General features: G+C 63.7%; 22 protein-coding genes. 1 reads left to right on the top strand and 21 read right to left on the bottom strand.

Going from position 1 to position 18,898, the window contains the following annotated elements; all coding sequences use genetic code 11:
- Positions 1–8 precede the first annotated feature (8 nt).
- The 3 genes from ACYQ1H_RS01345 to ACYQ1H_RS01335 are packed head-to-tail and all read right to left on the bottom strand — an operon-like array spanning position 9 to position 995.
- Positions 9–368, bottom strand: a complete 360-nt coding sequence (locus tag ACYQ1H_RS01345; RefSeq protein ID WP_003158638.1) for a TIGR03745 family integrating conjugative element membrane protein — start codon at positions 366–368, stop codon at positions 9–11.
- Positions 369–384: 16 nt separating this feature from the next.
- Positions 385–618 (bottom strand): TIGR03758 family integrating conjugative element protein, encoded by a 234-nt coding sequence (locus tag ACYQ1H_RS01340; RefSeq protein WP_003050225.1) that lies wholly within the window; start codon positions 616–618, stop codon positions 385–387.
- Entirely contained in the window at positions 615–995 is a 381-nt protein-coding gene (locus ACYQ1H_RS01335; RefSeq protein WP_003158637.1) for an integrative conjugative element protein, RAQPRD family, read from the bottom strand. Before ACYQ1H_RS01335 ends, ACYQ1H_RS01340 begins: the two co-directional genes overlap by 4 nt.
- Before the next feature lie 161 nt (positions 996–1,156).
- Between ACYQ1H_RS01335 and ACYQ1H_RS01330 the strand changes: the two genes are divergently transcribed.
- Positions 1,157–2,527: a hypothetical protein gene (locus tag ACYQ1H_RS01330; protein ID WP_003158636.1), complete on the top strand. Its 1,371-nt coding sequence runs from the start codon at positions 1,157–1,159 to the stop codon at positions 2,525–2,527.
- Here the strand turns inward: ACYQ1H_RS01330 and ACYQ1H_RS01325 are convergent, their stop codons facing one another.
- The 18 genes from ACYQ1H_RS01325 to ACYQ1H_RS01240 form a co-directional block, all read right to left on the bottom strand.
- Positions 2,528–3,277: a TIGR03747 family integrating conjugative element membrane protein gene (locus tag ACYQ1H_RS01325; RefSeq protein ID WP_003158635.1), complete on the bottom strand. Its 750-nt coding sequence runs from the start codon at positions 3,275–3,277 to the stop codon at positions 2,528–2,530.
- Positions 3,274–5,460, bottom strand: a complete 2,187-nt coding sequence (gene traD / locus ACYQ1H_RS01320; RefSeq protein ID WP_460026295.1) for a type IV conjugative transfer system coupling protein TraD — start codon at positions 5,458–5,460, stop codon at positions 3,274–3,276. The genes ACYQ1H_RS01325 and traD overlap by 4 nt, the downstream gene beginning before the upstream one ends.
- A 4-nt stretch (positions 5,461–5,464) precedes the next feature.
- Entirely contained in the window at positions 5,465–6,013 is a 549-nt protein-coding gene (locus ACYQ1H_RS01315) for an integrating conjugative element protein (protein WP_003158633.1), read from the bottom strand.
- Positions 6,010–6,573 (bottom strand): transglycosylase SLT domain-containing protein, encoded by a 564-nt coding sequence (locus tag ACYQ1H_RS01310; RefSeq protein ID WP_444546991.1) that lies wholly within the window; start codon positions 6,571–6,573, stop codon positions 6,010–6,012. The genes ACYQ1H_RS01315 and ACYQ1H_RS01310 overlap by 4 nt, the downstream gene beginning before the upstream one ends.
- Before the next feature lie 23 nt (positions 6,574–6,596).
- Positions 6,597–7,334: a TIGR03759 family integrating conjugative element protein gene (locus tag ACYQ1H_RS01305; RefSeq protein ID WP_003158631.1), complete on the bottom strand. Its 738-nt coding sequence runs from the start codon at positions 7,332–7,334 to the stop codon at positions 6,597–6,599.
- A 14-nt stretch (positions 7,335–7,348) separates the two neighbouring features.
- Complete coding sequence (locus ACYQ1H_RS01300) at positions 7,349–7,990, bottom strand: hypothetical protein (protein WP_003158630.1); 642 nt, start codon at positions 7,988–7,990, stop codon at positions 7,349–7,351.
- The gene (gene pilL2 / locus ACYQ1H_RS01295) at positions 7,987–8,565 is read right to left on the bottom strand and encodes a PFGI-1 class ICE element type IV pilus protein PilL2 (protein ID WP_003158629.1); all 579 of its coding nucleotides are present in this window, start codon (positions 8,563–8,565) and stop codon (positions 7,987–7,989) included. Before pilL2 ends, ACYQ1H_RS01300 begins: the two co-directional genes overlap by 4 nt.
- 233 nt (positions 8,566–8,798) lie before the next feature.
- Positions 8,799–11,078, bottom strand: coding sequence for a helicase-related protein (locus tag ACYQ1H_RS01290; protein WP_003158628.1), 2,280 nt, complete (start codon positions 11,076–11,078; stop codon positions 8,799–8,801).
- 137 nt (positions 11,079–11,215) lie between these two features.
- The gene (locus tag ACYQ1H_RS01285) at positions 11,216–11,527 is read right to left on the bottom strand and encodes a hypothetical protein (protein ID WP_003158627.1); all 312 of its coding nucleotides are present in this window, start codon (positions 11,525–11,527) and stop codon (positions 11,216–11,218) included.
- Between the two features lie 100 nt (positions 11,528–11,627).
- Positions 11,628–12,788, bottom strand: a complete 1,161-nt coding sequence (locus ACYQ1H_RS01280; RefSeq protein ID WP_223931054.1) for a DUF6094 domain-containing protein — start codon at positions 12,786–12,788, stop codon at positions 11,628–11,630.
- Positions 12,789–12,813: 25 nt separating this feature from the next.
- Positions 12,814–13,464 (bottom strand): hypothetical protein, encoded by a 651-nt coding sequence (locus ACYQ1H_RS01275; protein ID WP_003158625.1) that lies wholly within the window; start codon positions 13,462–13,464, stop codon positions 12,814–12,816.
- A gap of 82 nt (positions 13,465–13,546) precedes the next feature.
- Positions 13,547–13,948: a hypothetical protein gene (locus tag ACYQ1H_RS01270; RefSeq protein ID WP_003158624.1), complete on the bottom strand. Its 402-nt coding sequence runs from the start codon at positions 13,946–13,948 to the stop codon at positions 13,547–13,549.
- Positions 13,949–14,042: 94 nt separating this feature from the next.
- Positions 14,043–14,741: a DUF3275 family protein gene (locus ACYQ1H_RS01265; RefSeq protein WP_003158623.1), complete on the bottom strand. Its 699-nt coding sequence runs from the start codon at positions 14,739–14,741 to the stop codon at positions 14,043–14,045.
- A gap of 54 nt (positions 14,742–14,795) precedes the next feature.
- Positions 14,796–15,710, bottom strand: a complete 915-nt coding sequence (locus ACYQ1H_RS01260) for a DUF3577 domain-containing protein (protein WP_003158622.1) — start codon at positions 15,708–15,710, stop codon at positions 14,796–14,798.
- 376 nt (positions 15,711–16,086) lie between these two features.
- Positions 16,087–16,899 carry a hypothetical protein gene (locus ACYQ1H_RS01255; RefSeq protein WP_003158621.1) on the bottom strand — a complete coding sequence of 271 codons (813 nt, stop codon included), beginning with the start codon at positions 16,897–16,899 and terminating at the stop codon, positions 16,087–16,089.
- A 279-nt stretch (positions 16,900–17,178) separates the two neighbouring features.
- Positions 17,179–17,457: a hypothetical protein gene (locus ACYQ1H_RS01250; RefSeq protein ID WP_003158620.1), complete on the bottom strand. Its 279-nt coding sequence runs from the start codon at positions 17,455–17,457 to the stop codon at positions 17,179–17,181.
- 94 nt (positions 17,458–17,551) lie between these two features.
- Complete coding sequence (locus ACYQ1H_RS01245) at positions 17,552–18,289, bottom strand: DUF5983 family protein (RefSeq protein WP_003158619.1); 738 nt, start codon at positions 18,287–18,289, stop codon at positions 17,552–17,554.
- 212 nt (positions 18,290–18,501) lie between these two features.
- On the bottom strand, positions 18,502–18,894 hold the full coding sequence (locus ACYQ1H_RS01240) for a hypothetical protein (RefSeq protein WP_003158618.1): 393 nt from the start codon (positions 18,892–18,894) through the stop codon (positions 18,502–18,504).
- Positions 18,895–18,898 lie beyond the last annotated feature (4 nt).

Genomic DNA, 18,898 nt, shown 5'->3' with positions numbered 1-18,898 from the left:
GCCTCGCCTTACAGGATGCCGGTGGCTTCGGTGAGCAGCCAAATGCCGATCACGAGCAGCACCGCGCCGATGGCGACCGTGAGGCCGAATTGGCCCCAGGTTTTGCGACCAGTGTGGATTTCCGCGTAGGTGCCGTAGGCGTGGTAGCACACGCCAATGAACATCGACGCCACAACCAGCAGGGCCACGAGCATGATGATGTCGTAGCCGTAGTTCCTGATCGTCTCCATGATGCCGCTGCCGGCGCCCCGGGTCGGGTTCTCCAACTGCGGCAGGCCTTGCGCGAACGACAGCGCCGGCAGCGCGGCGGCGCCCAGAGCCACGGTGGTGCGCTGGACAAAACGGGAAGTGAGGATGCGGTTTTGCATGGTCAGGCCTTTCAGGTCAGGAGAGGAGGAAGAAACTCAGGACGAGGTACATCGCGACGAAGCGGATGCAGACGCCGAGGAACTGGCGCTGGTTGAGGCGGCTCTCGGACCACCCTACGTAAGCCGTTCGGATGGCCCAGACGCCCCAGACGAGCAGGACCGCGAACACGACGCCGACCAGGACGGTCGCCATCGCGGAAGGCGCGATGCCGCTGTTGGCTTGAAATGCCGAGACTTGGGCGCCGTTCATGGCTTGGCCTCCGCGGTCGTCGGCGATGGCTCGACGGCCCGCTCGGTGCGGTAGTCGCCGGCCAGCTCGGCGGGGTCGCGCGGCTGAGCACGCGAAGGAGAGAGGTGCGCCTGGATGCCGGCGCGCACGCGCGCTAGGTCAGCCAGCAGCCGCGGGTAATCGAAGTGGTAGCGCTCGCCCGGCTGGACGGGAGCATGCGCGGCGCTGTCGGCGACGGTGCGCTCCAGCGCGTCGAGCTGGCGCAGCGCCGCGACCAATTCCTGACGCTGCGCGGGGGGCTCGGCCAACGCCATCGGGGACTGGCCCAGCAGGAGGGCCGTCACGAGAAAAGTGGGCACGCCGCGATGCGCGGCACGCAGCCAGGTTGAAGCCACCATCGCGCCATTCCTGTGTGATCAGCAATGGCTCGATCGTGGAGATCAGGGCTGCTTTAGGCCGCAAACAATAGGAACCCGCGGATGACCGGATTGATGGATGCCGAGGCTGTTGGTGTCAGCCTGGGCTATCCTGCGGTCAGAAGTAGATCGAGGAGGAATTTATGGGGCTAAAGACCGAGCTGAAAGCTCTGGTGGATGAGTTAGATCGCGTGCACAAGGGGGCCACTCCATGGTCCGAAGAGGCCGGCATTCCTGATTTCATCACCGCTGAGAACGGTATGCAGCGGTACTTCACCAAGAAGGCAAGAGAGGCGCTTGGGCAGTTCTCCAGCACCCTCCATCAGAATCGGACTCTGAACTCAGTGAAGATCGAACCCGAGGCCTTTCAGAAAATTGCCCGCCAAGCCGTTGCCGATATGCACGCCTCGGGTGAGCTTTCGGGGTTTGATGAATGCGATCAGGGCGGGCTGCTTCCCAAACTGAAATTGCTTATCGAGGAACGACTCGCAAGCATCACCAACGAACACACGCACTATTTCCCTGCCTGGACCCTGGGCATGGAGAGGAAGTCTCCGTTCTCCCTCGGCCCGGTGACATTCTTGAATAGGTCGGACTGGATAGATTCTGTAGATTTCCCTCAGCAGGGAAAGGATCACTATCTGAACCAACCAGAGGCGAACCACCGCTGGAAGGAAATTCTCAAGGATGCCTTGCAGAAGGCCAATGATGGCTCCTCCATCGAAGGGCTGGCCAACGCCGTCTACAGTGCGATAGTCGGATGTCCAGCCTTGGTCAAGGTAACAGTCCGTGGCTATGAGCGTGAATTCTCACGCAAGCTGGCGAGATTGGTTGGCAAGACAGCGCTTGACGCTATCTCTCTGGGCTTTGGAGCCCCCGAGTGCTTCCTGCAACAGGCGCTTCAAGACGAGCGCCTACCGCCTGCGGGTAGCGATCGCCTGGTCGAAACCAAAGGGTTTCTGTGGTTGCCTGGAAGCTCGCTCGGGAAGCGGATTCCTTCGCAACCTCCTGAACGAGTAAGGCAAGCGTTGGATGACATGACATCTATTCTTCCGGCATTCGCGGCGATCCTTGATGGGCTGCTTGATCCATCGAGTCACCCGCATCCCAAGCTTGCCAATCGATGGGCTACTGCGCTGGATTGGTTCGGCGAAGGAAACCGTGAGTTAAGCGATGCTATAGCGTTGGCGAAGCTCGGAACCTGCCTGGATGTACTGAGCTGCGGCGGCAGGAACGGCGGTATCTGTAAAATGGTCGTGCATCTGACCGGAACGAGTGACGACACGCAGGTAATACGAGGCAACCGTCCTCGCACGCTGAAGCAATTGGTCAAGGACATCTATGACCATGGTCGATCGCAGATACTGCATGGCACGCACTACGACAGACTGGAATCATTCGCGGCAGAGCGGCAGTATGCAGCCTACCTCGCACGGATCGTATTGATTGAGTGCGCAGTGCGACTACAGCGTTATGGTGGTCCAGATGATGACGGGGCGTTCAGCACAATATAGCTAGAGGTACTTTTTGAAGCTCCCCGCAGTCAGGGATATACCCAGTCCAAGCAAGGCGGTGCTCGGCAGCAGGATCAGCAGCGGATGCACCGATACCGGCAGCGCCAGGTACGTCACCCAAGGCAGCACGGCCAGCGGCATCAGGCTCGCCTTTGCGCGGTGGTAGATGAAGCCGGATTCCCGGCCCGCGCCGAAGCGCCGCACGTCACGGCGCACCAGGCCATCGATCAGACCTACGAATGCCGCCGTGAAGATCAGTGGCAGGGTGAGCACCAGGACCAACAGACGCACGAGAAAGGTCAGCGTCGTGAACGCTGCCGCAATCAGGTAGCTCTCGGTCCAAACATAGACTTGGCTGATGAAATAGCGGAAGTTGCGCGTCTGGCCCTGGCTCGACGCACGGGCGCGCTCGGCGGTCTGGCTCATGCGCTCCAGCAGCCCCGAACGCACGAACACCCATTCGTAGCCGGTATCTACCAACTCGTGCGCTGTGCGCCCCGGCTCCTGCACGATCACGCTGCGCGTGAAATGGCTAGACAGGTGCCCCAGCTCGTACTGCAGCATCTGCTGGGAGTGCCGCCAGCTTTGATCCTTCCAGAACAAGTGCATGCCCACGCACTCCATGACGATGGAGAACAGCAGCGAGCCGATCAGTACCCCAAGCAGCCGAAAAGGCAGCGTGATCGTGCCGATGACCAGACCCTGGCGGCGGCCTTGCTCCCTTCGTGTGGTGCCGGCGGCATCGCTCATGGTGCGGCCTCGTCTCTGGCCATATCGCCCGTGCCGGAGGCAGGAGCGTCGGCGGTGGCCACCTCATCGAGCAGGTCATCGGGCAAGGCCGTGTCCTGCAAGACCGGGGAACTGGTGAACTCCCACCACTGCGTGGCCTCACTGTAGCTCTGGCGCATGTAGCCCGCGAGTTGTTGCAGATCCTGCGGCATGACCTCATCGGGGTCCGGTGCCGGCAGCGGCATGCGAACCTTCCAAAGCTGGCCGCCCTGCAACAACGCGAAACACTGACCCTTGGGTAAGGCGACGACGTGCGACGGCTCGATCATCGGCACGCTGGACATGCTGATGCGGTCCTGCGTGTTGCTGGTGAAATCCGTCGCCCCGCGGATGTCGGAGCTGTCGGTCGCGCCGGAGACGATGGTGGTCGTATAGACCTCGACCTTCGGCAATTGCCGGGTCAGCAGTTCAGCGGTGGCCGTCTCGCGCACGCGCAGCATGAACAGGTTGTTGAAGTTGCCGATCACCTGACCGGCCTTCGCGCGGTTGCCGATGCGAGCCTCGATGTCCGAAAGGGTCTGGGTGTACGCGGTGACTTGCAGACCGGCGCCGCTGCCTTTGTTGATCAGCGGCACGAACTCGTCACCCATGAGTTCATTGAATTCATCCGCGTGGACGTTGATCGGCACGCGCGTGCCAGCCGATGCGCCCGGCAGGCCGTCATCGATCCCGTGCTTGTAGATATGGCCTGCCACCGAAACGAGATCGCTGAACATCGAGTTGCCGACCGCTGCGGCGACCTCGGCATCGGATAGCGCGTCCAGGCCCACATAGACGACGGCGCGCTTTCGGATGACCTGCATCCAATCGAAGATCGGGCGGGGGTCGGCCAGGTCGGAATAGTTCGGCGCCAGAAGCTGGGAAATCTTCCCGCTGGTGAGTTTCTCCAGCAGCGGCAGCAGCGATGCGACGATCTTGTCGAAATACGTCTTGTCGTAGCGAACCGCCGAGCGCAGGCCGTCGAGCACCGGGTCATAGTTACGGGCCTGGGAGAGGTACTGCTCCAGCGCCACCACGCGCTTCTCGCGCCCAATCATGTTGCGCGGGATGTTCTTCTCGTTGAGCTTGGCCTCGATCTGGACGATCACCTCCCAGGCCTTGGGCTCGGTCTTGGCGAAGTAGTGCTGGGCGTACTCGATGAACAGCGCGTCGATGTTGATGACGTGGCGCTGGATCAGCATGTAGTCCGGGCGCTGGCCCAGTTCCACCAGGGCGCGGGCGATGATATTGACGAAGCGCCACGCAAACTCGCGAAATGCCGCGCTGTTGCCTTCCCCGGAGAGCTGCCCTGCAACACGGGTGGCCACCTCGCTGATGCGCCCAAAGCGGCCCACAGCGTTGTAGCGCGCGGAAATGTCGGGCCAGCCCAAATGGAAGACATAGAACTCACCCTCACGACCCGCGCGTTTGGCCTCGACGTACACCCGCTTCAAAAGATCGGCATCGCCCTTGGGGTCTATGACGATGACGACCTCGTGCTCGCCGTCGGCGTTCTTGCGCCGAATGTCCTGGGTCACAAACAACTCGGCCAACCGCGTCTTGCCCACGCGCGTGGTGCCCAGCACCAGCGAATGCCCGACGCGCTCACCCAGCGGCAGGCTGACGTCCACCTCATCGGGTTCGATGCCGTGCAGGCGCGGCAGGCCGCCCACAGGCGGCAGCGGGCGCACCGGGTTGAAAGACACATCCCAGCCCGTGAGCGCGGGCAGCCGAGACAGCGGGAACGGCGCGAACTCCAGCCGTTCCTCCAGCCTGCGCGCCAGCCGGTAGGCCGGCGTCAACTCGACGTAGCGGCGAAATTCCGGTCGGTACGTCTGCATGAGCCGATGGGTGTGTTTCTGCTCCCACAGAAACCCGCGCCCCACGAACAGACGCTGCTGGCTGACCGGTACGTCCTTGCTGGTCATCACGTAGCGCGGCAAGCGGCGAATGTTGCGCCGGTAGCGCAGGATGACGCGGGCATCGCGGTAGCGGATGGCACCGTAGGCGCAGAACGCCAGCGCACTGCCGACGCCCATGGCCGGACTCAGCGCGAGCGACCACGGGGCCACCAGGGACAGAAACGCGGCGCCTGCACACGCCGCGACGGTATAGAACTCCACCGCTGGGCGCAGCAAAACCTCGACCGGCTGTTTCCCCGACATGGCTTCATTGCTCGATGCCGGTGGCTGTGATCAGCACCGGGTAATGTCGCAGAGCCAGGCGCTCGGCCAGGTCGTCACCGGCCACAGGCGCGAGGGCTACGCCCGGCACCAGGGCGCGCAGCCGTGCCAGGCCCTGCACGGTCTCGACGTTAACCACCAGGCCCACCGCGCCGCGCTGGCGCAGCGAGGCCGCCTGACGACGAAGCCAGGCGCGGGACGCCTCGTCGTCGCCGATGACCACAAAGGGCCGCAGGCCCGGCGCCTCTATCACCCGCCGCGCGACGGTGCCAGGTGTGAGCTTGGCACTGCGCACCGGCAACATCGCGGCCTCGTCCATGGGCGTGGCGGGCACCGGGAGCATTGGGATGGGCGGTCGGGCCGGCGCATCGGCGCGCGGCTGAAGGTTCAGAGCCTCGTAGTACGGCAGCGCCGACGCGCCGCCACGGTCTTCGACCACGATCAGCGGCTCGCCGGCACGCGAGGCCAGCGGCAGAGCCGCCAGCAGCACGAGCAGACCCTTCAGCGTGAAGTTGCTCAGAGGGAGGTTCGTCATGGGGATGTCTCCTGGCGCGCAGCGAGGGCCGCGGTGGTTGGGTGCGTGCCCTGCACACGGGCAAGGTGGCGCGACACGCTCCGCCTGTAACGGGCGGCAGGTTCTCCGCCCGCAGGACGGTGGTAGCGACCGATTGCCAGCAACCAGTCCTCGCCAGTGGTGTGCTGCTCTTTCAGGATTTCAGCGGCGATGGAAAGATTGCGGTACGGGTCGAGCAGGTCGCACGCGCTGGCGTAGCGCTGTTGGTGGTAGCCGAGGTTGATCTGGCCAAGGCCCGCGTCGATGCGCGTGTGCGGCGTGGCGCGCATCGCCTGCTGCAAACCGGCGCAGGCGTCGGCGCGTGTTGCGTAACGACGCGACTGGCCAGCGACGTTGAGCGACCACGGCCACGGGACGATGCGTCCATTGCGTCGGATGCCGCTCTCTTGCAAGGCTACGGCGTAGAGCACCGTCGAGGGGATGCCTGCGCGCTGTGCGGCAAGCTGGTAAGCCGGTGGCGGAAGCTCCTGGGCATGGGCGGCGCAGGCGCACAGGCCCGCCGCGATCACCAGTGCGCGCAAGCACTGCGAAACGGAGGTGGCCACTATGGCTGGCGCTGCCATTGACCGTTCACCTCGCGCACGACCGCAGGAAGGTCTCCGGGCAAGCTCAGCGACAGCCACCGCCCGCCATCATGGTTGAGCGTGATGCCACCGCTGCGCACGCGCGCCGGATCGACGTTCGCCCGCTTGGCCCAGTCGCGGATACGTGTGTCGTCCTGGCGGCTGCCGACCATGTACAGGTCGAACTCGGTACCAGAGGATTGCAGGCGCTGCACGAGCTGCCCGCAGGCCGCGCAGCCGTCCTTGATGAACACTGCCGTGCGGCCTGAACCGCGCAAGGGATTGGCGCTTGTGCCGGTGTCGGGCTTGTCGTCAGGCAGGTTCACCCGCTGCATGCCGGGATTCAGGCGCTGCCAGGCCTCGTCGTAGGCACGCTGGTAGGCGAGCAGCTTCTCGACACGGCGTGCCTCGATCTGTACCTGCAGCTCTGCGTAGCGGAGCCGTTCCTCGTCGGTGCGCGCCTCGATGCCCAGGGCGGACAGCGGGTCCAGGTTGGGTGAGTAGATACCCAGCGGCCCATCCATCAGTTCGCGATAGCGCGCCCACTCCTGCGGTTGCAAGCCCCAGTCGCTTGCCACCCGGTCGTCCAAGGCGCGAGTGACCAGCGGACGCTCCTGGCTCTGGGCATTGCCGGCGGGGGCCGTGGTCGGTTGCTGCGCCCAAGCGGACAACTGGGCAGACACCAGCAGAAGCGCGGAAAGGATAATGGCAGGCTTCATGTCATGTCCTCAGCTCAAGGGATCGCCACGCGACGGGTCTGGTCGCCGGCCTGAAACACGGCGGAGTTGCCCTCGACCGCCTGAAAGCGCCATGGGCCGAGCGAATCGCCGGGCAGCAGTACCTCAAGCTGGTCGGGCGTGAAGTCCCCGCTGCTCGGCGCGACGGACAGGCTGCGCTGGCCGGCGCGAAGTTCGGCGCCGACGATGCGGAACGGCAGTGGCAGCGGTTCCGGCTTGGCGTTAGGCCTGCGCGGTGTGCGCGGCTGAGCGGGTGCTGCGGTGCGCGCAACGGTCTGGCGCGTCTTGATTTGCTCGACCTCCGTGCGCAGCGCCTGAAGGTCGTCAGCAGCGGCATAGCCGCTCAGCGTTGTCTCGACCTGGGCAGCGCGTGCTTCCAGGAGTTCGCGGGTGTCTTTAAGGTCTGCCGCCGTTGCGACGGTTGGACGCTGCTGGATGGCCTCAATGGCCTCGGCCAGACCTACCGCCTGCGCTTCGAGACGTTGCAGGCGGGAATTAAGCAGCTCCTGGTCGACCTGCTCGTTCACCGCCTGGTAGCCGAGAGCGACGAAAACGCTGAGGCCGATCAGCCAGAGCCACATCAGGCTCTGCAACATCATGGCGGTGATCGGGCGACGGGGAGACTGCGCGGCATTCATGGCTGGCCTCCCGAAACCGAAGGCATCAGCGGAAACGTCTGCACCGCCTCGGCAGCAGGCGGTTCGTGTTCGTGCTCGGCGGTCGCACTGCCTCCAGCCTGCTCAAAGCAAATCTGCCGTGCCCGGTCATTCGCGTGCAGTTCCCAGGCCGGGCCAGCCAGGGTAAGCAGCGCATCGCGCAAGGTCATGGGGCCAAGATGCAGGTGCGCCGCCGGCAGCGGCAGCGCATACAACTCGGTCACGGCGTGGGCCATCTCGCAAAGCTGGTAACCACTGCGTTTGAGCACATGCCGCAGGCCATCGCCCACCGTGGCACGGGCATCCTCCGGCATGGACACATCGATGGTCTGCAACAGCAAGTCACGCTGCGCTGCCGAGGGTGCCAGCTCAACCAGCGTGTAGCGGCCATAGCGCACGACGGGAATGAACTCGGGTGCCTCGGGTTGGGGAACGGAGGCGATTTCCTCTATGGCGTCTGGTGCCAGTGGCGCGGTCGTGGTGGCGCAGCCGCTGGCCAGGGCAGCGGCCAGGAGACCAGCGCCGACCAGACGCCGGGATACATGGATGGCGGGCATGGCATCGGCTCTTCTGTTGCGATGCCGATACATTGGCGGCGCGATGCCGTGCGGTCAGCCAGGAATGCGAACTGGGTGGTGCCCGGTTTGCTGCCTTGGGCAAGCGCTCGGCCTTCACGGGAACACTTTGGAATGAGAGAAAAACGCAGCCCCGCCCACGAAGAACGCGGACGGGGCTGCAAGGTGGGAAGAACAGAAAGCCGGCGGCGCTAGGCCGGCTTGTGGCGTGGAAATCAGGCGGTGACCAATTGCCGGGCCAGCGCCACTTCGACGGAATCACCGTCCTGGTTCAGGACATCCAGCCCCGATTCGGGCACATCGCCCGAGGTGGACTGCGAGACCATGATCTTCTTGGCCATCAGTTCCAGGCAGGTCATCTGCGAGGAACCGGCATAGCCGAGGTAGATCACGCGCACGGGTTGCTTCTGCCCGATGCGCCAGGAGCGGCGTGCTGCCTGTTGGAGCGAGTACACGTTGTAGCCACTTTGCATGAACACAATCGTCGGGAACTCCAGCAGGTCCAGCCCCGTCTTGACCAGCTCGGGATTGGTGACGAGCACGTCGATGCCACGGTCCAGTTGCTCGGCGATCCAGTCTTCTCTGCGGCTGGCATCCACGCTTGCGCGCAGCACCGCCACCTTGAAGCCTTCCTGCTCCAGCAGCCCCTTCAGGCGCGACGTGGTATCGCGCGTGCCGGTATAGACCGTGTAGGCCAGAACCTTGCGGCCCTGTGTCTTCTCCTGCCTGCAGATCTCGATCAGCTCACGCTCCTTGGGGCTGATCTCGAACTCATTGAACTGAGCCGGGACAAACGCCAAGGTGTTGCGCGTGCGTGGATGCACCACGGTCTCCGACCGGAAGCAGCAATCCGGCCAGGCCAGCAGCACGTTGAGCACCACCCCCAGCAAGGTCGTATCGCGTCGCGCCAGAGCCTGTTTCAGCTCTGCGGTCAGCCGACCCGCCAAATCGCGGTAGGCCGCAGCTTGCGCCACGTCCATCTGGACTTCACGAAACTCCTCGTCATACGGTGGCAGGACGTTGCCACCGATGTCCTTGAGCTTGAGAAATATGGTGAACGGCAGGATGCAACGCAAGACCCCTTTCGGGCCGAAGCCGGGAGCCTTGACCGTGCGCACCGATACCTTGGTGCCCTTGGCCGTCTTGTGCGCCGTGCCGGCGCTCTCGGAGTAGATGTCCTTGAGGACGCCGTGATCGCGCATGAACGCCATCGCAGCCGAGGTCATGCTGCCGCTCGTGGTCGGGCGGTAGCCGTCTTCGATCATCCGCCCTGGCAGTGCCCGGAACAGCAGGTAGAACAGATCATCGCCGTAGCCGCCCATCAGCGTGCCGGTCAGCAGCAAGGTCTTGCGAGCCTTCGCCGCCAGCACGCCCATGGCCTGGCCCTGGGCACTGCCACCGTTCTTGTACTCGTGCGCCTCGTCGGCGATGAGCAGGTCGAACGTGCCTTGCGGCAGGTAGCGTTTGATGAACTCGGACGGTTGGTAGCCGCCCTCGCCAAAGCCAAACTCCATGTTGGCCATCGCACGTTCCATGCGCGTGGCCTGACGGTCGGAAAACACCAGCTCGCCATTGCCGTCCATCAGGTTGATGAACTCGTGGATGTTGTCACCCAGCATCGAGGCCAGGAAGCCGTCACCAAACTTCTGCATCAACTTCTGCGCGGTGACTTCCCCGATGGTCGGGATGCGCTTCAAGGCTTTGAGGACGACAGAGGACTGGTCACTGCCGGACAGACTACGCGGGCGGATCAGCGTCCACAGGGGCGCGGCGCAGTGGCTGCACTTCCTGCGGGACTCCTCGGCTTCGAGCGAGATCGGGTTGACCGGTTCGCCGTCGAGGTCCGTAATGACCGTGCCGCAGTTCGGGCATGCTGCCACGTCGCCGTGGCGGGTGCGCCGCTGGGTGAAGACCGGCTTCCAGTGGAACCCCATCCGCATCCGCACGCGCCCCAGGACGAAAAACTCCTGGCCCGTGGGCTGCACACCCAACTGCTCGCGCAGCTTGATGAGCTTGACCAGCGTATCCGGGCCATTGAGCACCCAGACCTTGGCGCCGGCCACCGTCTCCTGGATCTCGCGCCGCCACTTGTAGACCAGGTGGGGAGGCGAAAGTACCAGCGTGCGGCGGTAGCCTTCGGCGTTGAGCACCGCGGCCGTGGCGATGCCGACGGTCGTTTTGCCGCAGCCCATTTCGCCATTGACGATCGCAGCGCGTTCGCCTTGATCGACCAGCAGCTCGGCGGCAGCATGGACAACGTCGGCCTGGGCCTGGAACAGCTTGCGCTTGAGGCTGGCAACGACGAGTTGCCGCTGTGCTTGCGCTTGGCCGGTATAGACCGGCGGGTTGGCGCGGTTGAGAGAATCAAGCAGTTCGTCGCCGAACTCGCCGACAAAATCCTGAAGGCTCAGGGTCAGAGGGGATGATTCCGCTTCGAGCAGTTCGCCCGGTACGGGCGCTGCATTGCTGGCGGTGGTGTCGAGATCAACGGGCATGGTGATGCTCCATAAAAAGAATGGGGCATGCACCACCCCAGCGGGGCGATGACATGCCCCGTGGTGGGAAGAGAGACGGCGAACCGTCGGTGGTTGGACAGTACAGGCACTCCTTGGCCTGCGGTGACAACTCGCGGTCAGTACTCGTTGGGCAGCAACAGCGTGGTGACGCTGCGATCCCATTCGGTGATGATCCAAATCTTCAGGCCGGGTGTGACCTCGTAAGAAGAAAACAGACGATCCTCGCCGGACTTCAGCGCGGCATCGTTCTGCCGCCTGTCGCTGTCGTCGAGGTCGCCCCAATCGCCGCCGAGGTGGCGACGCAGGTAGGGAGTCGGGTTGAGCCGGCCCTGTCGGACCAGGTCATCGACGCCGCAGGTCATGACCACCTGGCCTGGCGAGAAGCGCAGGCTCGGTGTTTGGCTGATGGAAAGTGCTTGGGCTGCCATGGAAGGCTCCTGGATATGGAGGGGCCACGGCACCCCATCGGGGCGACTGGACCCCGGTAGGTGGAAAAATCGACGGCGAACCGTCGGCGGTGAAAAACAATCAGCGAATGGTCAACACCTCGCCCCGTGTCGGGGAATCAGGCGTCATGTCCCACGCGCGGATGACGGGAACAAACTTGTCGGTGAGGATGCGCGTCTCGGCGATCGAGCCGTCTTCGCGCTCGGTGAATTCCCGCTGGAGCGTCTTGTCCTTGTGGGTGTCACCTTTGACGACGAGCACGCGCCCCGTCTTGGATTGCACGACTCCCGAGATCGCGCCTGCGGCCAGAGCCAGGGCGAGATGCCAGTGGGACAAGGCCCGCGCCGGTGGACGTAGCGTCTGCTGCGCGGCCCCCAACTGCGTATCCCGCGACGGCCAGAGGCCTTGCAGTCTGCCAACCTCATCGGCGAACTGCTCCGGCTCCATCGTCACGCGGAAGAAATGCCCCGGCTCCGCCGGGCTGGCGGGGACGATGTACGGCAGGAACGGCCATTCGCTCGGCAGCTCCTCGGCTTCGATTTCGCCAAGCCCAATCTGCAGCAACAGACTGCGCACGGCCTTGACGGCATCGGGTGTCTGCTCACGCTGACGCACCCGTCGCCCGAAGATCACCACCTGCTTAAACTGCGTTTCCACCGCTCGATAGATCCGCAGGTCGGTGTAGTGGCGTGTCAGCCAGCCGACCAGCTCGGCATCGAGCACGTAGCCGGGGACGATGAAGACCAGCACGCCGCCGTACTGCAACAGGGGCAGCGTGCGCTGGTAGAACAGCTTTTCGAGGCGGGCTCGGCCCTGACCTTGATAGCCAATGTTGCCGTTGACGTCCTTGGACAGGTCGCCATACGGCGGATTGAGCCAGAGCAGACCGAAGGACTGCTTGGAGATCATCGTGTCCATCAGGTCCGCGTGCAGACAGTGATCGACCAGACCACGGGCATGGCGCGCCCGCTCTGCGTCGAACTCGACGGCGAACGCCTTGGCATGCTCGCGCCCCAGGGCATGAGCCGCTTCAGCGATTGCCACGCCTTCGCCGGCGCAGGGATCGAGGATGCACATCGGCCCATTGGATTCAGAGTTACTGGGCATCAATGCGTTGAGCGCTCTTTCGAGCGTGGGTTCGTCGGTCGGGAAGTACCCGTTTTTCACGAAATTGCGGGCGAGCCGCGGGAACATGAGAGCCATGGAAGTCTCCTGGTTGGCGGGGATGATTGGCGCAGGCACGCCTTGGCGTGCCTGCGCAGGTGGGTCAAGCCGCTACCGTTTCCGGCGTCCAAATCTTGGCCGGATAGGGATAGGCGGTGAGCACGTCACTGCGGATCAGCGAGCCGAGCGCCTGGGTCAGCGCCGGCACGTCGATGGCGAGCCGATGGCCCACCAAAGGCCCGAGGGCGAACGGCAGGCGGGTCAGCATCTCGCGGCTTTGCAGCAGTTCCAGCACGGTTTCGCGCCAGTGGTCGAGCAATGGCAGTGGGCAGGTGTCCTGCACCAACGTCCACAGGCGGTCAAGCCGGTGGTCGCTATCGCGGGGCAGCAATGCCAGTGCGCTGGCGTTGGCCTTGTCGGGCTTGACGCAGCGCCGATCGAACAGCCACACGTTGGACAGCGAACCGAACAGCGTTCGCCGGTAGGCGCGGGTCATGCGCTTTTCCAGGCGATCGACGTTGCCGACGAACACCGGGACGCTGCCGCCCTGGTCGGTGATGACGTGGAACTGCTCCAGGCCTTGCTCGTCACGCCCGAGGGTCAGGCGAGCAAGGAACTGCTGGACGGCGGTGTCCCGCGCCCAGATCGACAGGAAGATCAGATTGCCCTGGTCATCGCCGACGCAAGCGTCGGCCATCACGTCCGGGCATTCGTCGATGCGATACAGCGTGGTGGAAGAAGGGTTTGCGGGCATAGTGGTGTCCTCGGATAAGCGGGAACAGCAGCGCCGCTGGGGCAAGTGCTGCCCCTTGGGGTGGTAGGGCAAACGCCCTGGCTCAGGCCGTCAGCGTCGTAGCCGGGGCTGCTTTGGGTATGCGCCTCTGCGCGTGGTAGGCGCGAACGCCTGCACGCCAGTCGGCGGATTGCTCCGGTGCGAGATCCAGATAGGACAGCGGGCACGAGTAGTAGTACGGGTGCATGGATTCGTCCAGCGGCTTGTAGCCCCACTGGCCGCCGCTGCGTTGCAGCAGATCGCAGCGGATATAGCGCAGGGACTGACCTGGCGCGAGATCACGATGTACGCCGTCGGCTTTGGCCGTCACTTGCGTAACAGACCAGAGGACGTTGCCACGCAGTGCGTGGGCGATGACCTTCACGCTGGTGCGCTCGGTCTCTTGCGGTGTGATCAGTTCCGCGATCAGTTCAGACCGCGATTGGGGGGAGAAATACCAGCCCATGAGAGGCCTCCGGGAGAAATGAAGCCGGAGGCTTCCCCCGAGGGGAAGGCCCCCGGCGGGTGGGTGAGGAACACCGCAGATGCAGCGTTCCGTACTACGCGGGTTGCAGTTCGGCCTGGCGGCTCCACTCTTGCGTCTTGAAGTCCAGCGCATAACCCAGTTCGCTCAAGCGAGCGATCTGCGCGCGCAGGGTGCGGCGGTCGATGGTCGAATCCAGTTTCACGGACTCATCCAGCGGCCACAGCAGGCCGAACAGCGCGGCATCGCCCTCTTCGGTACTGCCGGAGGCAGTCGCCGTAGCGGGCGTCGGCGCATCCACACCAAAGGGGGTGGTATCGACCAGCGGGTCTGCGGATGCCTGCACAGGTGCGGGCTTGGCGGGCCTGGACGTTTTGGCTGGTTTGGCTGGTTTGGCCGGCGTTACCGCAGGCTGTTCGCCCAGCTCTTCATCAAGTGGATCGAGGTCCTGAGTGGCGAAGCTGCGTGCCTCGTCACGGCTCAGTTTGTCGATGTCGTAGAGCGTCATTCCGTCCAGACTGGCGCGGATTTCGAAACGCATGCCACCACCGACCGGGTAGGACTTCGGGAAGATGTACCTGATGATGAACTCCCCGTCGTACTTGCCTTCGGGGTATTGCTCCAGCTCCGGGTCCTTGACCTCGAACGTACCGAGGTGCGTGGCGAGGCGACCGACGGTGAAGGGGCCGTTCTTGCCGCGAATGGTGCGCAGCGTGAGTTGGCCGGGGACGACAATGGGCGAAACCGATTTATCGGATGCCGATGTGGCTGCCATGATGGTTCTCCTTAGCGATTGGGAAAACGACAAGGCCCGCGAGGGCCTTGCCGATCAGAACGAATCAGCCAATGCCGGCTCCTGCTTCTCGACTTCACCTTCGGGCTCGCGCTCGGCGGGCTCGGCAGGCTGATCGGCAGCGGGGCCGGCGTCCTCGGCTTCGGACGCGGATGCGTCCTGGGCTGGCGGCGTCTCGGCTTGCGCGGGGCTCGTCGGATAGACCTTGGTGCCGTCGATCTTGATCAGGCCGATGTGGATCAGCGTCGATTCCAGGCTTGCGGCCGGTTCCCCAGCGCGTTCACCCTTGGTGCGGATGTACGGATCGATCTTCATGTCGTTGAGACGGAAGGCGATCAGCACCTTGCAGTCCCCTTCGATGGCCTGCACGCACCGGCGAACCAGATGCTCGGCTTCAGGGGTGGTAACGATGGTGTCGAAGTACCGATACTCCGGTTCATCGACAGGCCCGGCCAGCGCGGCGACGGTGCAAGAGAGGAACGGGTCGCCATCTTTGGGCGTGACGTCCTTCGGACGGCTGAGGTAGCCGATGCCGCGGGTGATCAGCTCGTGATGCCTGATCGAAGCCAGTTCGGCTCGGTCAAGTGGCTCGGCCTTGAGCAGTCGCGCCTTGAGGGACGCGGCGGCTTGGCCTTTCTGCTCGCCCTTGTCGCGGATGTACGCATCGCCCCACAGGTCGCCGAGGCGAAAGCGCACCAGCGGGCGCTGCTTGGGATCGTCAACGCCGATGCAGCGCTCGACCAGCTTCTTGGCCTCGGCACCCGAGACCTTGACATCGAAATAGCGATAGCTGGGGTCCTTTGCGGAACCGACCAGCGCGGCGATGGTGCATGCCAGAAAAGGCTGCGCACGGCGGCCGCCCCGAACAGGCACTTCACGGACACGCTGGATGTAACCGATGCCCGAGGTGTGGAGGTCGAAATACGATTTCTCGTTGGACGTGGTGCTCATGGTGAATCTCCATAGGGATGAAGCGGAGACACGCCAGTCCCACGCTGCGGGGAAAGGTGCGTAACCCCGCGATGGGTTGATAAGGCGAAAGCATCCACCACCAGAGACTGGTGGCCGCTCGCGGATGGATGCGGTGCGAGCTGGCTCGGTCACGCAGTGGGAGCTGCGCCGCAACCTCGAAGACCGATGGTTGCCTGGCATGTCGCTGACAACGTCAGCAGGCATGGGCTCAGCATGGCCTCGCCTCGCGCGCGAGGCAGCCATCAATCGGCATCCGGGCGATTCCCTTTGATGAATCTCCCAGGCAGAAAAAAGGCCCTCCTTCCGAATGGAGGGAGAGCCTGTGGGGGCATGTCGCCTGGTTTTTTTCGTGGTGTCACGCAGGTACAGCGCGGCGCCGTCGGGACGTCTCCGCGCCGATCACGCTCACATCGATCAGACGCCAGCGTCCGTCGTCGATGAGCCGCTCCAGCACTTCGCCGAGCATGTCGAAGTACACCTCGTCGTGCCGATCGACCAACTCGCCGTCGCGGCGCAGCTCCACCGCATAGGTATCGCTGCCGCGCTGGTAGAGGATCGTCACCTGGCCGGCGAACTTCGCGGTCGAAACCGTGAAACTGATCGCCGGGGGCGTTTCGATGATCCTGGACGGCTTCGGATCGACCCAGGTGAAGTCGTGGGCGCCCGCATCGACCAGCATGTGGGTGATGCGCCGGAACCTGTCGGGCGCCGGCATTTCCTCCAACTGCTCGATGAGCTGACCCAGTTCCATGCACTGCGGCTCGGGAATGGGCAGCTTGGCCGGCGCGGAGCCGAGGATGTGTGTCTTGACGGTGTAGGGAGTGCCGTCGGACATCATCTCGGTGCGCTCTTCTGGCGTGTCCGCACGCAGGCCGTCGAAACGGCGACGGGCATAGGGTTGGACATGCACCTTGGTGCCCTCGCTGGGAACGGTGGTCACCAGGTTGGGATCGAGTACCGCGAACTCGCTGGGCTTGAGCTTGACGACGATGGCGTCTTTGCTGGCTGCTACCACCTTGCCGTCGAAGGGCTGGGGATCAATGACGAAGCCCAGTGTCGAGGACTGTGGTTGATCATCGAACACGCGGTACTTGAACGATCGCACGTTGCGCGGCACATGGCCTGCGACCAGCGAAGGCATCAGGGTCTTGATGAGAGAGCGATCCATGTGAATCTCCTTGAGGAAGAACAAGGGATTCCCGCCCGCAAGGGAGAGGTCCCTTGTGGGTGAATGGGCGCGATGCGTCCGTAGGAAGAAACAACCAGCACGGTTTCCCGCGCTTGCAGCCTTGAAGGTCTTGGCTGCCTGGGCATGTGTCGGCAACGCCGACGAACATGGGGTAAGGATGGCCCTTGAGTGAGCGGCCTGCGCTCAGCAAACCGCACCGCGCCGCACCCGCTTTCCTGCGCCGGGACAAGAAAAGGCCCCTCGAAAGGGGCTGGGTGGTCAGGCTTGGTACACGAAGTAGTGTTCGCGCTGACGTGGAAAGAACACGTGCTTCCACGTGTCGCCGCCGGTGTTGCCACCGTCGAAAACGACCATTTCGTAGTCGTCAATGTCGGTGTCGGCCAGATCGGCGCTGGCGATATGGCGCATGTGCAGCGTGCCACTCAAGCGCTCGAATACCAGGATCTGGCCGATGGCGTCGTCCTGGCCCATGGCGTTGACGCAGGCTCCAAGCTGATGCTCGAAGTCGCGTGCGGGCGAGATGAGGTCGGGGAACATAAAGTGCTCCTATGAAATTGGACCAGCCCGGCTCCTAGAAAGGAGACGGGCTGGCATGGAGGGCAAAGAGGAAGGTGGGCTCGTGGTGTGTTTGCTAGGACTCGGCCAGCGGCAAGCCCGGCAACACGGGCGCGTCGGCGTCGAGGATGAGGATGCGCACATCGGCCTGGCCAGCCAGTTCCAGGATGTTCGCCAGGTCGTCTGGCATGCCCTTGCTGCGGTGCTCCTGCCGAAGCTGCTCGGCGGTGATGCCATCGGCGTGCTCCAGGTTCTGGTCCGTCCAGGGCGTTGAGATCAGCTTGACGCCGATCGCCGGGCTGTACGGAACCCGAAAGGCGATGAACAAAAAGGCCTCCGGCGTGGCGAGGTCCGCCAGATTGGCGAGGTACTGGCCGGTTTCCTGGCTGATGTGCGCGCTGCTGATTTCCCAGCAGCGGCTGTAGTAGCCGGTCTCGAAACTCAGGCGCTGCACGATTTCCCGCGCGGCCTCGACCGAATAGCTGTCACCGACGTGGATCAGGCGATCGTCGAAGTCCTCGCCATGAATGGCATAGACCACGGCACCGATCACGCCTTCGCCGTTAACGCCCTCATCGGCATCGCATTCGGCCAGCACCTCGGCGCTTATAGGTTCAGAGCCGTTCGTGACCACCGCGAAATCGCTGGTGACGATGCAGGAAGATGAAATCAGTTCCTGGTCGGAAAGATGTTGCTGGCTCGGGTGGATATTTCGCCAGACATGCGGGCTTCCGTCCTCGTAGCTGATGGACAGCGTGCGGACGATTTTCAAGTTCCAGTAGCCGCGAACAAAGGGATTGGGATTCTGAGACATGGGAACGCTCCAGATTGAATAATGGAGCCAATTCCCGCCACCGGGAATTGGACCCAGTGGGTTGAAAAGGGAAAATGCGTCAGTCGGCGCTGATCGTTGGCTTTGATTCAGCCGCTTTACGCTGGGCTACGGAAAGGAAATCGAGGGACATGGCCGTGTGGACGCATGTCCCTCGTGGGGAACGAAAAGACGGGGGTGTGCCCGAAACGGGCTCACCAGCCGCTGTAGTTCACCATCAAGTCGGCGATGACCTTGCGGCGTTGCAGATCGAGGCCGTCGAAGTCCGACAGCCCGTCGAAGTGGCAGCGCTTGAGCATGGCACCGCCCTCGCGCGCGTTGTAGAAGCTGACCATGGCGGACAGGAACATGCGTTCGCCGCTGCTCAGGACGCCGAGGGCATCATTGAGCAGCAGCATGTTGGGACGCAGATCCCACTTGCTCTTGGCCTGGTTCAGACCTTCACGGGTGCCGTCGCCGAACCATTCGGGGCCAGCGATCTCGGCACCACGCTTCCATGCCTCGAAGAAGGCTTGGGGCGCGGCAGCGAAATGCTGCTCTTCCCGCATGATCTGATCGACGACTTCCTGCGGCAGCAGTTGATTCATGGCG

The organism is Methyloparacoccus murrellii (genome assembly GCF_054657115.1).
Note: the sequence above shows the minus strand (reverse complement) of the source record. Positions and strands in the feature narration are given on the sequence as shown.